Origin of the sequence: Metabacillus sp. cB07 (assembly GCF_016839225.1) — a bacterium.
GTDB classification, from domain to species: Bacteria; Bacillota; Bacilli; order Bacillales; family Bacillaceae; genus Bacillus_P; species Bacillus_P indicus.
The window spans coordinates 3,489,058-3,503,735 of the sequence record NZ_CP069296.1 but is presented as its reverse complement, the minus strand read 5'-3'; the positions used below and the strand labels follow the sequence as shown (position 1 = coordinate 3,503,735).

14 protein-coding genes and 1 riboswitch are annotated in these 14,678 nt (G+C 44.7%); all 14 genes read left to right on the top strand.

The annotated features are described in order from the left end of the window. The 14 genes from JOJ89_RS17965 to JOJ89_RS17900 all read left to right on the top strand — a co-directional run bounded on the left by JOJ89_RS17965 (position 1) and on the right by JOJ89_RS17900 (position 14,499). Positions 1-828: a MetQ/NlpA family ABC transporter substrate-binding protein gene (locus tag JOJ89_RS17965; protein ID WP_029284217.1), complete on the top strand. Its 828-nt coding sequence runs from the start codon at positions 1-3 to the stop codon at positions 826-828. Positions 829-1,597: 769 nt separating this feature from the next. Beyond that, the gene (locus tag JOJ89_RS17960) at positions 1,598-1,969 is read left to right on the top strand and encodes a carboxymuconolactone decarboxylase family protein (RefSeq protein ID WP_203288760.1); all 372 of its coding nucleotides are present in this window, start codon (positions 1,598-1,600) and stop codon (positions 1,967-1,969) included. A gap of 196 nt (positions 1,970-2,165) precedes the next feature. Further along, the gene (locus JOJ89_RS17955) at positions 2,166-2,336 is read left to right on the top strand and encodes a YuzK family famiily protein (RefSeq protein WP_158001669.1); all 171 of its coding nucleotides are present in this window, start codon (positions 2,166-2,168) and stop codon (positions 2,334-2,336) included. A gap of 169 nt (positions 2,337-2,505) precedes the next feature. Further along, the gene (sufC, locus tag JOJ89_RS17950) at positions 2,506-3,291 is read left to right on the top strand and encodes a Fe-S cluster assembly ATPase SufC (protein ID WP_029284213.1); all 786 of its coding nucleotides are present in this window, start codon (positions 2,506-2,508) and stop codon (positions 3,289-3,291) included. A 17-nt stretch (positions 3,292-3,308) separates the two neighbouring features. Continuing rightward, the gene (gene sufD, locus JOJ89_RS17945) at positions 3,309-4,613 is read left to right on the top strand and encodes a Fe-S cluster assembly protein SufD (protein ID WP_029284211.1); all 1,305 of its coding nucleotides are present in this window, start codon (positions 3,309-3,311) and stop codon (positions 4,611-4,613) included. Further along, a complete protein-coding gene (locus JOJ89_RS17940) occupies positions 4,613-5,833 on the top strand; it encodes a cysteine desulfurase (RefSeq protein ID WP_203288758.1) in 1,221 nt (406 codons plus the stop codon). The genes sufD and JOJ89_RS17940 overlap by 1 nt, the downstream gene beginning before the upstream one ends. Beyond that, positions 5,823-6,251 (top strand): Fe-S cluster assembly sulfur transfer protein SufU, encoded by a 429-nt coding sequence (gene sufU, locus JOJ89_RS17935; protein WP_203288756.1) that lies wholly within the window; start codon positions 5,823-5,825, stop codon positions 6,249-6,251. The genes JOJ89_RS17940 and sufU overlap by 11 nt, the downstream gene beginning before the upstream one ends. Before the next feature lie 87 nt (positions 6,252-6,338). After that, positions 6,339-7,736, top strand: coding sequence for a Fe-S cluster assembly protein SufB (sufB, locus tag JOJ89_RS17930; RefSeq protein WP_029284205.1), 1,398 nt, complete (start codon positions 6,339-6,341; stop codon positions 7,734-7,736). A gap of 405 nt (positions 7,737-8,141) precedes the next feature. Continuing rightward, positions 8,142-8,999 (top strand): DUF72 domain-containing protein, encoded by an 858-nt coding sequence (locus JOJ89_RS17925; protein WP_203288754.1) that lies wholly within the window; start codon positions 8,142-8,144, stop codon positions 8,997-8,999. Between the two features lie 19 nt (positions 9,000-9,018). Beyond that, positions 9,019-9,843 carry a sulfite exporter TauE/SafE family protein gene (locus JOJ89_RS17920; protein ID WP_203288752.1) on the top strand — a complete coding sequence of 275 codons (825 nt, stop codon included), beginning with the start codon at positions 9,019-9,021 and terminating at the stop codon, positions 9,841-9,843. A gap of 33 nt (positions 9,844-9,876) precedes the next feature. After that, positions 9,877-11,277: a bifunctional metallophosphatase/5'-nucleotidase gene (locus JOJ89_RS17915; protein WP_203288750.1), complete on the top strand. Its 1,401-nt coding sequence runs from the start codon at positions 9,877-9,879 to the stop codon at positions 11,275-11,277. Positions 11,278-11,338: 61 nt separating this feature from the next. Beyond that, positions 11,339-11,641: a YunC family protein gene (locus tag JOJ89_RS17910; protein WP_203288748.1), complete on the top strand. Its 303-nt coding sequence runs from the start codon at positions 11,339-11,341 to the stop codon at positions 11,639-11,641. Positions 11,642-11,743: 102 nt separating this feature from the next. After that, the gene (yunB, locus tag JOJ89_RS17905; RefSeq protein WP_029284195.1) at positions 11,744-12,511 is read left to right on the top strand and encodes a sporulation protein YunB; all 768 of its coding nucleotides are present in this window, start codon (positions 11,744-11,746) and stop codon (positions 12,509-12,511) included. 121 nt (positions 12,512-12,632) lie between these two features. Then, positions 12,633-12,815, top strand: a riboswitch (Lysine riboswitch). A gap of 127 nt (positions 12,816-12,942) precedes the next feature. Continuing rightward, complete coding sequence (locus JOJ89_RS17900; protein ID WP_203288746.1) at positions 12,943-14,499, top strand: Na+/H+ antiporter NhaC family protein; 1,557 nt, start codon at positions 12,943-12,945, stop codon at positions 14,497-14,499. The last annotated feature ends 179 nt before the right edge of the window (positions 14,500-14,678 follow it).

Here is a 14,678-nt window from a genome sequence, read left to right as displayed (position 1 = left end):
ATGAAAAAATTACTATTAAGTGCTGTTTTTGCTACATCTGCTTTCGCTCTTGCTGCCTGCGGCGGCGGTGACGGTGGCGGAGAGGAAACAAAGACTCTGAAAATCGGAGCATCAAATGTTCCTCACGCTGAAATTTTAGAAGAAGCACAGCCTTTACTTGAAGAAAAGGGAATCGAGCTTGATATCGTTCCTTTCCAGGATTACATTCTGCCGAACAAATCACTTGCAAGTGAAGAAATTGATGCAAACTACTTCCAGCATATCCCGTACCTTGAGTCACAAATGGCTGAAAACAAGGACTATGATTTTGTGAATGCAGGCGGAATCCACATCGAGCCGATCGGTGTATATTCTAAAAAACATAAATCGCTTGAAGATATTCCTGAAGGCGGAACAATCATTATGAGCAACTCTGTTGCTGATCACGGACGCATGCTTTCCCTCCTTGAAAAAGAAGGCCTGATCACAATTAAAGAAGGAGTCGACAAAACAACTGCGACTGTCGACGACATCGATGAAAACAAAAAGAACCTGAAGTTCAAAGCTGATGTAGAAGCAAGCATCCTTCCTCAGGCTTACAACAACGACGAAGGCGATGCTGTTCTGATCAACACGAACTATGCAATCGGCGCAGGACTAAACCCTCAAAAAGATGCAATTGCCCTTGAAGGATCAGATTCACCGTACGTAAATATCATCACTGTCCGCAAAGGCGACGAAAACAAAGAAGAGATCAAAGCGCTTGTAGAAGTTCTTCACTCAGAAGAAATTCAAAAGTTCATCGAAGAAAAATACGAAGGTGCAGTTGTGCCTGTAGACGGTAAATAATTTGCACGGCCTTTGGAAAATCCGAACTGGAATCAGTTCGGGTTTTTTTCTTGTGAAGGCACATCTTAGGTGGGGGAGGTAAAGGATCATACAGATATGACCCTTAAGGCAGATTATAATTTGATGGCACTTATTGCAGAATTTAGAACCATCAAAAGCGGTGATTAGAACACTTTCGTCGTGTCCCCGCACCGAGTTAGTGCTGCTAACTCATGATTAGAACATTTTCGTCGTGTCCCTGCACCAAGTTAGTGCTGCTAACTCATGATTAGAACATTTTCGTCGTGTCCCTGCACCGAGTTAGTGCTGCTAACTCATGATTAGAACACTTTCGTCGTGTCCCCGCACCGAGTTAGTGCTGCTAACCCATGTTTGGAACACTTTCGGCGGGGTCACGATTCACGAGAGCTAAAGGGTCAAGACGAGCGGAGAATGCTTCCTGTTTGTGGCGTCGCTAAACTCCAGTGCACTGCAGCGGAGGGAACTTGACTCCTGCGGGATGAAGAGGGCACTGAAGATCTCGCAAGCGCAGCGAGGAAGCTTCAGGCACTCCCCGCGGAAAGCAAGTTCCCGGAGCGAAAGGGAACGGGTACCACTGCAAAATAAATTAGAAAGAAAATTCCTCCTCAAACAACAATCAATATTATATAGAAGAAAACAGTCACTCCAAACCAAATAAGCTGCTGCTGCATCCTTTATTTTTCCGCATACTCTGGACCCCTTTTCTGCATACTAACGGTGTTGAATCTTAGGAATGGAGCTGAACAGTATGCAGCATTTTGAACCGAGAAACTCAAGCGAAGCAGCTTTGCACGACTACAAAGAAGGCCTTGGCATTTTTACAGAAAAAATGCCTGAACTTGCTCACCTTTATAATGAATTTACACAGGAATGCTTTAAAGAAGGGACTCTCTCCCAAAAAGAAAAGCAGCTGATTGCCCTTGGAATCAGTATTTACTCCCAGGATGAATACTGTATCATTTATCATACGAAGGGCTGCCTTGATCAGGGAGCGAGCGAACAGGAAATTCTCGAAACCGTAGGGGTGACGGCTGCATTCGGCGGAGGAGCCGCCATGAGCCAGTCTGTTACGCTTGTTCAGGAGGAGTGCATCACAGAACTCAACCAGCTGAAACAGTAGCAAACAGAAGGAAACGAGAGCATCTTTTTAAATTCTGCCTGCTTCGAGCAGTGAAGAGCTCTGTATGTATGTCACTCATTCTTATCCCTTCTCAGCAGGTTTGAACTTTTTTACAAGGGGTATTACGATAGTAGTATCGTTTTTACAAAACCTGAGAGGATGATTCATTATCTACGCAAGTCAGCAGAAGCTTGATTTGAATTACACGACTGAAATGGAAAAGGCTCTTATGCAGTCCCACAAAATGGGGTACGCAGTGTACAGCAGAAACCATGAGAAGCGTATGGAAGTAGAAAAGAATCGTGAAGAGGACTATCAGAAAAGCAAACAGCTGTTTGCGGAACTTGACCGGAAAATGAATGGATAGACTATGGATAAAAGGAATCAGCCGCAGGCTGGTTCCTTTTAGGTTGCGGCAAATTGGATCAGCCTCCGAAAAAGTTGTATTCACTTTTCATTTGTTATAAAATTAGAATGAGAATAAATTGAGAATGATTAAATTCAGATCTTATAGATTATTGGAGGTATAAGCAGTTATGGCAGGATCAACATTAGTGATTAAAGATTTACATGTGGAAATCGACGGAAAAGAGATTTTGAAAGGTGTAAACCTTGAAATAAAAGGCGGAGAGTTCCACGCAATCATGGGACCGAATGGTACTGGTAAATCTACGCTTTCATCAGCAATTATGGGGCACCCTAAGTACGAAGTAACAAAAGGCAGCATCACTCTTGACGGTGAAGACGTGCTTGAGATGGAAGTTGATGAGCGCGCACGCGCAGGTCTGTTCCTTGCAATGCAGTATCCAAGCGAAATCAGCGGTGTAACAAATGCGGACTTCCTTCGTTCTTCTATTAATGCACGCAAAGAAGAAGGCGAAGAAATTTCATTAATGAAATTCATCCGCAAAATGGATTCAAACATGGAATTCCTTGAAATGGATCCTGATATGGCACAGCGCTACCTGAACGAAGGTTTTTCTGGCGGTGAGAAAAAACGCAACGAAATTCTTCAATTAATGATGATCGAGCCTAAGATTGCCATTCTTGATGAAATTGACTCAGGACTTGATATCGACGCTCTTAAAGTCGTTTCAAAAGGTATCAACCAAATGCGTTCTGAAGAGTTCGGCTGCCTGATCATCACTCACTATCAGCGCCTGCTTAACTACATCACACCTGATCATGTGCACGTTATGATGCAGGGACGAATTGTAAAATCAGGCGGTCCTGAGCTTTCTCAGCGCCTTGAAGCAGAAGGATATGACTGGATTAAACAAGAGCTTGGCATCGAAGACGAAACTGTTGGTCAAGAAGCGTAAGCGTTAGGGGGATTAAGATGACAGTAGAGACAACATTCAACCATGACTATGTCGCCGGCTTTTCAAAAGAACTTGGCGAACCGGAATGGCTAACAGAACTGCGCTTACAGGCTCTTGCAAAAGCTGAAGACCTTTCTATGCCAAAGCCGGATAAAACAAAGATTGACAAATGGAACTTCACTGAGTTTAAAACTCATGCAGTGAAAAGCGAAAAGCTTACGTCACTTGACAGTCTGCATGAAGAAGTAAAATCTCTTATCGACCTTGAAGAAGAGAACAAAAATCTGTACATCCAGCTTGATACAACACCTGCCTATTCATCTCTGTCACAGGAGCTGAAAGACCAGGGCGTTATCTTTACAGATATTCATACAGCTGCACGCGAGCATTCAGAGCTTGTGCAAAAATACTTCATGACAGATGGCGTTAAAGTAGATGAGCACCGCCTGACAGCATTGAACGCTGCTTTGATGAACGGCGGAGTGTTCGTATATGTGCCTGAAAATGTCGAAGTTGCTGCACCTCTTCAAGCTGTTTATGTTCACGAGAATCCGGCTACGACTCTTTTCAACCATGTAATCGTAGTAGCAGATAACAACAGCTCAGTAACGTATGTTGAGAACTATATTTCTGTAACGGAGACTGAAGGAGCAATTTTCAACATCGTGACAGAAGTTTTCGCAAACTCAAACGCAAAAGTAACGTACGGTGCTGTTGATCACTTGAATAAAGGTGTTACAACATATGTAAACCGCCGCGGAACTGCAGGTCGCGATGGCCGTATCGAGTGGGCTCTCGGCTTGATGAACGACGGAAACACAATTTCTGAGAATACGACAAACCTTATGGGTGACGGATCTTACGGCGACACAAAATCAGTTGTAGTCGGCCGCGGATCGCAAACTCAGAACTTTACGACTAAAGTGATTCACTTCGGAAGAAACTCTGAAGGATATATCTTAAAACACGGTGTAATGAAAGACAGTGCTTCATCTGTCTTCAACGGCATCGGAAAAATCGAGCACGGTGCTTCAAAATCAAATGCTGAGCAGGAATCAAGAGTGCTTATGCTGAGTGAAAAAGCGCGCGGTGACGCTAACCCGATTCTTCTAATTGATGAAGATGATGTTACGGCAGGACACGCGGCTTCTGTTGGCCGTGTAGATCCTCTTCAGCTTTACTACCTGATGAGCCGCGGAATTCCAAAGGTTGAGGCAGAGCGCCTTGTCATTCATGGATTCTTAGCACCGGTAGTCAACGTCCTTCCAATTGAAGGTGTTAAGAAACAGCTTGTAGAGGTTATTGAAAGGAAAGTTAAGTAATGAATATTCAAGATATCCGTTCACTTTTTCCGATTTTGGATCAGCAGGTAAATGGACAGGATCTTGTATATCTTGACAGTGCAGCGACTTCCCAGAAGCCGCTGCCCGTCATTGAAGCGCTGGACCGCTATTACCGGGAGTACAATTCAAATGTGCACCGCGGCGTTCACACGCTTGGAACGAAAGCGACAGATGGATATGAAGGAGCCCGTGAAAAGGTCCGGAAGTTCATTGGCGCTTCATCAATGGAAGAAATTATTTTCACGCGCGGAGCTACGACAGCTTTAAATACAGTTGCAGCGAGCTATGGGCGTGCGAATCTTAAGGCCGGGGATGAAATTGTCATCACCCACATGGAGCATCATGCGAATGTGATTCCATGGCAGCAGCTTGCCAAAGAAACGGGAGCTGTCCTTAAATACATCCCTCTTCAAGAAGACGGAACGATTTCTTTAGAGGATGCAAAAGCGACCATTACAGATGCCGCTAAAATTGTATCTGTGATGCAGGTTTCAAACGTGCTTGGAACGATTAACCCTATCAAAGAACTTGCAGAAATTGCACACGGCAAAGGTGCAGTCATGGTCGTTGACGGTGCACAGAGTGCTCCTCATATGAAAATTGACGTGCAGGATCTGGATTGTGATTTCTTTGCTTTTTCTGCCCATAAAATGTGCGGTCCTACCGGCATCGGCGTTCTTTACGGGAAAAAAGCGCTTCTTGAAAAAATGGAGCCGGTCGAATTCGGCGGCGAGATGATTGATTTTGTCGGCCTGTACGAATCAACGTGGAAAGAGCTTCCGTGGAAGTTCGAAGCCGGAACACCGATTATCGCCGGAGCAATCGGGCTAGGTGCAGCGATTGATTTCCTTCAGGATATTGGTCTTGATAACATCGAAGCATACGAGCACAAGCTTGCAGGCTATGCCCTAGAGCGCCTTTCAGAAGTTGAAGGGATTACAATTTACGGTCCAGAGCACCGCGCAGGACTTGTAACGTTCAATATAGAGGATGTTCATCCTCACGATGTGGCTACAGTGCTTGATGCAGAAGGCATCGCCGTGCGTGCCGGCCATCATTGCGCACAGCCCCTTATGAAATGGCTGAATGTTTCTTCCACTGCACGTGCAAGTTTTTACCTGTACAATACAGAAGAAGAAATCGATAAGCTTGTTGCAGGAATTGTTAAAACAAAGGAGTACTTTACAAATGTCTTTTAACAACCTGGACACCTTGTACCGTCAGGTCATCATGGATCATTACAAAAACCCGCGGAACAAAGGTGTACTCGAAGATAGCTTAACAATCGATATGAACAACCCTACATGCGGCGACCGTATCCGCCTTACCCTTCAAATTGAAGACGGCGAGATAAAAGATGCCAAATTCGACGGGGAAGGCTGTTCCATTTCCATGTCCTCTGCTTCAATGATGACCCAGGCCATTAAAGGCCAGTCTGTTGAAGCCGCGCTTAAACTGTCAAAAATCTTCTCTGATATGATGCAGGGAAAAGAGTACGATGACGACATTGAACTTGAGGACATCGAGGCCCTTCAGGGTGTTGCAAAATTCCCTGCCCGCATTAAATGTGCAACTCTTGCGTGGAAGGCCATGGAAAAAGGAGTTCAAAACAGCTGAACAGGAAAAAGGGCAGCTTTAAGCTGTCCCTCTCCTGCTTACAATGATGGAGAACCTTCCATCAACTATGATTGGAGTTGAATACGGATGGCTAAAAAAATGCCGGATATCGGCGATTATAAATATGGATTTGCAGACAAAGACGTCTCGATTTTCCGTTCAAAACGCGGATTGACAAAAGAAATCGTTGAAGAAATTTCACGTATGAAAAGCGAGCCTCAATGGATGCTTGATTTCCGCCTGAAATCTCTTGAGCATTTCTACAGCATGCCAATGCCGCAGTGGGGCGGAGACATGGCTGCTCTTAACTTTGATGAAATTACGTATTACGTAAAGCCGTCTGAGAAGTCAGAGCGCTCATGGGATGAGGTTCCTGAAGAAATCAAGCGTACGTTTGACAAACTTGGAATCCCTGAAGCTGAGCAAAAATACCTTGCAGGTGTATCAGCCCAGTACGAATCTGAGGTTGTTTACCACAACATGAAAGAAGACCTTGAAGATCTTGGCATCGTCTTTAAAGATACAGATACAGCACTTAAAGAAAACGAAGACATTTTCAGAGAACACTTTGGAAAAGTCATTCCTCCAACAGACAACAAGTTCTCAGCTTTGAACTCGGCTGTCTGGTCGGGCGGATCGTTCATCTACGTTCCTAAAGGCGTGAAAGTGGATACGCCGCTTCAAGCGTACTTCCGCATCAACTCTGAAAACATGGGTCAGTTTGAGCGTACTCTGATCGTTGTTGATGAGGGTGCACACGTTCACTACGTTGAGGGCTGTACAGCTCCAGTTTACACAACAAACTCACTTCACAGTGCAGTTGTTGAAATCATCGTAAAAGACGGCGGCTACTGCCGTTATACAACGATTCAGAACTGGGCAAACAACGTCTTCAACCTTGTTACAAAGCGTGCAGTCTGCGAAAAGAACGCAACGATGGAATGGATCGACGGAAACATCGGTTCTAAACTGACTATGAAATACCCTGCGGTTATCCTAAAAGGCGAAGGTGCACGCGGTATGACACTGTCAATCGCTCTTGCAGGAAAAGGCCAGCATCAGGATGCCGGTGCAAAAATGATTCACCTTGCACCAAACACATCATCTACGATCGTGTCAAAATCAATCTCAAAACAAGGCGGTAAAGTAACGTACCGCGGAATCGTCCACTTCGGCCGCAAAGCTGAAGGCGCCCGTTCTAACATTGAGTGCGATACACTGATCATGGATAACCAGTCAACATCTGATACGATCCCTTACAACGAAATCTTCAACGACAACATCTCGCTTGAGCATGAAGCGAAGGTTTCAAAAGTATCAGAAGAACAATTATTCTACTTGATGAGCCGCGGAATTTCAGAAGAAGAAGCAACTGAAATGATCGTAATGGGCTTCATCGAGCCATTCACAAAAGAACTTCCAATGGAATATGCCGTTGAAATGAACCGTCTGATTAAGTTCGAGATGGAAGGATCAATCGGATAATAGAAACGAAAAAAGCTCGCCTTTAGAGGCGGGCTTTTTTGTATGTAACTGAAGGTACAGGGATAAGCGCACTTACGCGAATCAAAGCATAGGTGGAAGTGTTCTAAAACTGAGATAAGCGCACTTAGCCAAAGCGCAGTATCTGTGAAAGTGTTCTAAAACCGGGATAAGCGCACTTAGCCAAAGTGCAATATCTGTGAAAGTGTTCTTAAGCCGAGATAAGCGCACTTAGCCAAAGCGCAGCCTCCCGCAAAATGTTCTAAAAACAGCTCACGCATATTTCACAGTATTCAATCCCTTAATCACCTCTTCCAATCAACTGCACAAACCATCCAGAATGAAAATTTTTCATCCATGTAGTATCATAAAAGAACCGATACGTACGAAAAGGAGGCTGGACGCAGATTGATCTATATTGGACTGACAGGCTGGGGAGACCATGATGCTCTGTATCCTAACGGAATTGCAGCAGGGGAGAAACTGAAGGAGTACTCGGCCCATTTTCCGGCTGTTGAAGTGGATGCGAGCTTTTATGCGGTTCAGCCTGTAAGAAATGCAGAAAAATGGGTGAGTGAAACTCCTGAGTCATTCAAATTCATTGTGAAGGCTTATCAGGGTATGACAGGCCATCAGCGCGGCGATATCCCCTTCGATTCGAAAGAAGAGATGTTCGCGGCTTTTCTCAGGTCCATTGAACCCTACATACGGGCAGGAAAGCTTGCCATGGTGCTTTTTCAGTTTCCGCCGTGGTTTGACTGCAAAAAGGAGAATGTGACCTATTTAAGATGGTGCCGCGAGCAAATGGGAGACGTTCCGGTTGCTCTTGAGTTCAGGCATCAGTCGTGGTTTACTCCGGAAACACGCGAAAAAACGCTCTCCTTTATGCGGAATGAAAAGTGGATTCACAGTATATGCGATGAGCCTCAGGCAGGCAGCGGGTCGGTTCCGGCAGTTGTGAAGGCCACAGACTCAGGTAAAACGCTGATCCGGATGCACGGAAGAAATGTTCATGGCTGGACGAAGCCTGCTAAAGGAGAAGAATGGCGCGAAGTGAGATATTTATACAGGTACAATGAGAACGAGCTGAATCAATGGGCAGAATTTATTGAAGAACTGAAAGAGGTAACAGAGGATATTTTTCTCCTCTTTAATAATAATTCCGGCGGAGATGCTGCTGACAATGCGAAACAAATGCAAAAGCTGATGAAGATTGAATATGAGGGTCTTGCGCCGAGGCAGCTGGACTTGTTCAGCGGAGAATAGAAAGAGGCGGGTTGTTTAAATGGAATGGATTTTCCTTATTTTCATAGGCTTTATAGCAGGAACAATCGGCAGCCTTGTTGGCCTTGGGGGAGGCATTATTGTCGTTCCGGCCATGCTGTTTTCATCAGGTTTTTTTACGATTTTTGAAGGAGTTTCCCCTCAGACAGCGGTCGGGACTTCGCTCCTTGTTGTCATTTTCACAGGCCTTTCCTCTACACTCGCCTATATGAAAAAGAAAAAAGTGGATTACAGGAGCGGACTGATCTTCTTTATCGGGAGCGGGCCTGGAGGAATCATTGGAGCATATGTGAATCAATATTTAAACACGGATTCTTTTTCCCTGTATTTTGGTTTATTTATGATTTTCATTTCTGTTTTGCTGATGTTCAGGGACAGACTCAAACCGAGTGCGAGACAGCCTGGAGAAAAAGAGATTGTCCGTACATATCAAGGTGAGCAAGGTGCGGAGGGAGTCTATTTTTATAAACTCGTACCGGCCATCATCATTTCATTTGGCGTTGGTTTTTTGTCCGGTCTTTTTGGCATTGGCGGCGGTGCTCTGATGGTGCCTGCGATGATTCTCCTCTTTTTCTTCCCGGCACATATAGCTGTCGCAACGTCTATGTTTATTATTTTTCTCTCTGGTCTGACAAGCTCGGTTATGCATGCGGCTCTTGGAAATATAAACTGGCTGTTTGCTCTTGCTTTAATACCAGGAGCCTGGGCAGGAGGAAAAGCAGGTGCGCTGATTGCCTCAAAGCTTTCTGGAAAAGCGCTCATCAGTCTGCTCAGGATTGTCTTGATCCTTGCGGGACTTAAACTGATTTATGAAGGTGTTTTCTAAAACCTGAACACCTTTTTGAAAAGGGGACTATTAATGGCTGAGACCATTCATTTATATCATACAAACGATTTGCACAGTTATTTTGAGAACTGGCCTAAGGTAGCTCACTACTTGAAGCGGATGAAAAAAGAGCATGCAGAAGATGGAGAAGAGATGCTGCTTGTTGATGTCGGAGACCATCTTGACCGTGTGCATCCAATCACGGAAGCTACGAATGGGAAGACGAATGTAGAGCTTTTGAACGGCTTAGAGTATGACGCTGTGACCATCGGCAATAATGAGGGGATTACGCTTCCGCATGATGCGCTGGATACTTTATATGACCGGGCAGCATTTCCGGTCATTCTTTCAAATCTTTATACAGAGTCAGGGGAGCGTCCCCGCTGGGTGGAGCCTTATAAAATCTTCTCTTTTGCAAACGGAACTAGAGCTGCCGTTCTTGGTGTCAGCGTCTTCTATGAAAAGTTTTATCAGCTTCTCGGATGGAAAGTAACGGATCCGTTTCAAAGTCTTCGCGAAACACTGGAATTGATGAAAGACCAGACGGATATCATCATTCTGCTTTCTCATTTAGGGATTAATGACGATGAACTCCTGGCTGCGGAATTCCCTGAAATTGACGTCATTTTAGGTGCCCACACCCACCACGTCCTGGAAAAAGGGAAGCTGGTGAATGATGTGCTTCTTACAGGTGCGGGGAAAAACTGCAGCTTAATCGGCCACGTGGCATTTTCAGTTGACGGCGGCAATCTTTTTTCAAAAACAGCAAATGTAATTTCAGTTGGGGCTGAGCCGGAATGTGAGGAAGTGAAAGAGTTCCTCGATGCGGAGAGGAAGAAAAGCGATGAGATTCTGTCAGAGGAAGTGACAGTGCTTGACAGGGATCTCACACTGAACTGGTTTGGCCCTTCTGACTTTACAGCCCTTCTGGCATCAGCCGTCAAGGAGTGGTGCAAAGGCGATGTGAGCATGGTCAATGCCGGGCTGCTGCTGGAACCTTTACAAGCAGGCTCAGTGACGAGAAAAGACCTTCACAGGATTTGCCCGCATCCAATAAACCCCTGTAAAGTGCAGTTAAAGGGAGATGTCCTGAAAGAAGTGATTGCAGAGTCACGGACAGAAAAAATCGAGCAGTTAAGATTAAAGGGGCTTGGATTCAGGGGGAAAGTAATGGGCCGGATGATTTTTGACGGAATAGAGGTTCGCAGTGAGCAGAAATCAGATGGTTTAAATCACATTACGGGCATTCTTATACAAGGAGAGCCGCTTGATCCTGACCGCACCTATGACGTTGCGACAGTCGATATGTTCACTTTGGGCGTGCTGTACCCTTCCATTTACCATGCTGAAAAGAAAACCTATTATATGCCTGAAATGCTGCGTGATGTCCTTGCCTGGAAGCTGAAACAGGGACATTCGTACAAGAATGCCTAGTTTTCACACTCAATGCCTCCTGCCTTCATAAATTACAGAAGGAAGGGAGTGTGAAAGAACGATGGTATCCATGACACCTATTATGATTGGAAGTCATCAATTTACAGCTATAACGGTTGCTTTGCCTAAAACAAATTTCATGGCTGTTACAAGCGACAAAGGGTACATTATGTGCGGAGCACTCGATGTAGCGCTGCTGAATGAAAAATTGAAAGAGCGGGGAATTATTGCAGGCAGAGCAGTCGGCGTCCGGACGATCGAACAGCTTCTTGATGCTCCGCTTGAATCCATCACCTTTGAAGCCGAAAACCGCGGAATTCACGTAGGAATGAGCGGAAGAGATGCCCTGCTTAGAATGCTCTGAGACGAACTTTATAACAGCATCGTTTTAATAGATAACTTCAAAAAAATAGCGTACATCCCTCCTTACATGCATAAATATAGCTTGTAAAGGGGGGATTTATTTTTGGCCAGATTCCGCAGCCGTCCTCATAAAAAAGGGCCGCTTCCTTTCAGATATGTATTCCTGCTTTCACTCGTCTTTTTTATCTTATCTACAGCTGCGGGGCTGTGGATTGTTAATAAGGGAATTGAACCGACATTAATGACGGTGGCTGAAACCGAAACAAAACGGATTGCGACACTTGTTATCCAGAATGCGATTAACAAGGACATTAAAGAAGATGTAGATGTGGATGAAATGTTTGTCGTTGATACGGATGAAAAAGGGAATGTGACGACAATCGATTTTAACGCCAAATTTGTCAGAAGCGTGCTTGCCAAGACAACCGACAAGATTCAGGCGAATTTAAGAGAAGCTTCCAAAGGTAATATTGACGCGCTTGAACTGCCGGAGGGCGAGCATCTTACGAAAGATAAACAGGGCGAGGGAATCATCTACTCGATTCCGCTTGGCCAGGCAACGAATAATGCACTGATTGGAAACCTCGGTCCGAAAGTGCCCGTCCGTTTTTACGTTGTCGGTGAGGTGCAGACTGATGTGAAGGAAACGATTCAGCAGTATGGAATTAACAATGCGCTGATTGAAATAGCAGTTGAAATTGAAGTGAATGTCGAGGTGGTCATTCCGTTCTCCACACGAACTGCTACAGTAAGAAACAACATCCCGATTGCGATTAAAGCTGTTCAGGGGCAAGTGCCAAGCTATTACAACGGGGGCGGAGGAAGCTCACCTCCTGCGCTTGAAGTTCCCGTGGAATCAACTGGAAGGTAAGTTGCTGTTGATAGATTAGGAGATTATTGATATAATCCAACTAGTTAATGAGCTGCTTTTTGGGGCTAAAGAAATATGTCCGTTAAATCAGCATACAAATTGAATACTTCACCTTGTCTCATGATGAGGTAGAGGCGCGAAAAAGAAGAGTAGATAGTGTGAGGATGACAACTGAGATCACTATACAAAAGGCTTTTTTGCCGAAGTTATGCAGCATGCGTCAACATCTGCACAGCTGGGGTTACCTTGAATAAGGGTAACACTGTCATTGCAGGGATATCTGCAATGGTGGGCTACTGATCGTGGAGGATAACATAACATTACCTAAAAAGAGTAATGATAGTTATTTTCTATCGTACTCTTTTTTATTTGCACTTTTTTATCCTTGCATCGTGCCGGTAGCCCCATTACTAATTCCAGGAGGTTTTACCATGTCAGGCACTATTTATTCAATTCTTCCCCCGATCATCGCCATTCTGATGGTCATACTTACAAGGAAAGTCCTTCTTTCACTAGGAGTCGGAATCCTTTCCGCCGCACTTATTCTCACAAACTTTTCCATTGGAGAAACCCTTTCGAAAATCTGGGGAGCTTTTAAAGCCATCTTTATTGCAGACGGAGAGCTCAATACGTGGAATGTGTTCATTCTTCTTTTCCTGCTTATCCTTGGCGTTGTGACTGCGCTGATTTCCATTTCAGGCGGAAGCAGGGCGTTTGGCGAATGGGCTCAAAAGCGTGTTAAAACACGGGCTGGTGCTCAGTTTACCGCTGCACTTCTGGGCATTATGATTTTTATCGACGATTATTTCAACGCACTGGCTGTAGGTCAGGTCAGCCGTCCGATTACAGACCGGCAGAAAGTTTCAAGAGCCAAGCTTGCCTATATTATTGATTCAACCTCTGCGCCAGTGTGTGTTGTTTCTCCGGTTTCAAGCTGGGGAGCGTATATCATTGCCATGATCGGGACCATTCTTGCAACCCACAGTGTTTCTGAATATACCCCGTTGTCTGCTTTTATGACGATGGTTCCTATGAATTACTATGTGTTCGCTGCACTGGCTCTAGTTTTTGCAACGGCCTACTTCAACATCAATCTCGGCAGCATGAAGTTTCATGAAGAGCGGGCTATGAAAGAAGGCGTATTGTTTGATCCTGAAAAAGAGCCGCTCGGAGATATTAAGGAAGATCTGCCGGTCAGTGATAAAGGCTCGATCGGAAATCTTGTCTGGCCGATTATTGCCCTGATTATTGGAACAGTAGGCGCCATGCTCTGGACCGGGTATGAAGGCGTTCTAGCAGAAGATGGCGTTAAAGTGACGCTTCTTACAATGTTTGAATACACGGATGTGGCGAAGTCGCTTGTCATTGGAGGACTTATCGGTCTCGTGGTTACACTTGGTTTATATTTAGGCAAAGGCATCTCTTCTGCCTACTTGCCAAAAGCTTTCCTTGAGGGCATTAAATCAATGCTTCCGGCCATTTATATTCTGACGCTTGCCTGGATGATCGTTGATTTGATCGGCCAGCTGAAAACAGGAGAATACCTTGCAGGGCTAGTAGAGCAGTCAAACATGAATACAGCCTTCCTGCCTGTCATTCTGTTCGTTCTTGCAGGTTTTATGGCGTTTGCTACAGGAACGTCATGGGGAACATTCGGCATCATGCTTCCAATAGCAGGCGAAATAACGGCTGCAACTGATATTTCGATGCTTCTTCCGGCAATGGCGGCTGTCCTTGCAGGAGCTGTACTCGGAGATCACTGTTCTCCTATTTCAGATACGACGATTCTATCCTCTACTGGAGCGGGAAGCCATCACATCGACCATGTGGTGACGCAGCTTCCATATGCAGTGTCAGGAGGAATCATGGCAGCTCTTGGATATTTAGTTCTTGGACTTTCCGGAAGTATGATTCTGGGACTTTTGACAGTAATTGTGCTTTTAATTGTCTTTATCCTTATTTTCAAGAAAAAGGCAACAGCTGTTTAACAAATAAGAAAAAAGCAGAGTTCACGCGGACTCTGTCTTTTTTTTGCGAGAAAATATGACAGATTTATCATTTTACTATAATAAATTTCAAAAATCATTTTGACTTAGGCATAATGTCCGATTATACTATGTATAGTTATATTGAAATATCAGAAAATATTAAAAATTATAATTCTTCC

Coding starts and splice junctions, on each gene's coding strand:
- sufC (WP_029284213.1), top strand. CDS start 2,506: ATGGCAGGATCAACATTAGTGATTAAAGATTTACATGTGGAAATCGAC.
- JOJ89_RS17915 (WP_203288750.1), top strand. CDS start 9,877: ATGGCTGAGACCATTCATTTATATCATACAAACGATTTGCACAGTTAT.
- JOJ89_RS17920 (WP_203288752.1), top strand. CDS start 9,019: ATGGAATGGATTTTCCTTATTTTCATAGGCTTTATAGCAGGAACAATC.
- sufU (WP_203288756.1), top strand. CDS start 5,823: ATGTCTTTTAACAACCTGGACACCTTGTACCGTCAGGTCATCATGGAT.
- JOJ89_RS17910 (WP_203288748.1), top strand. CDS start 11,339: ATGGTATCCATGACACCTATTATGATTGGAAGTCATCAATTTACAGCT.
- sufB (WP_029284205.1), top strand. CDS start 6,339: ATGGCTAAAAAAATGCCGGATATCGGCGATTATAAATATGGATTTGCA.
- JOJ89_RS17960 (WP_203288760.1), top strand. CDS start 1,598: ATGCAGCATTTTGAACCGAGAAACTCAAGCGAAGCAGCTTTGCACGAC.
- JOJ89_RS17940 (WP_203288758.1), top strand. CDS start 4,613: ATGAATATTCAAGATATCCGTTCACTTTTTCCGATTTTGGATCAGCAG.
- JOJ89_RS17900 (WP_203288746.1), top strand. CDS start 12,943: ATGTCAGGCACTATTTATTCAATTCTTCCCCCGATCATCGCCATTCTG.
- JOJ89_RS17965 (WP_029284217.1), top strand. CDS start 1: ATGAAAAAATTACTATTAAGTGCTGTTTTTGCTACATCTGCTTTCGCT.
- sufD (WP_029284211.1), top strand. CDS start 3,309: ATGACAGTAGAGACAACATTCAACCATGACTATGTCGCCGGCTTTTCA.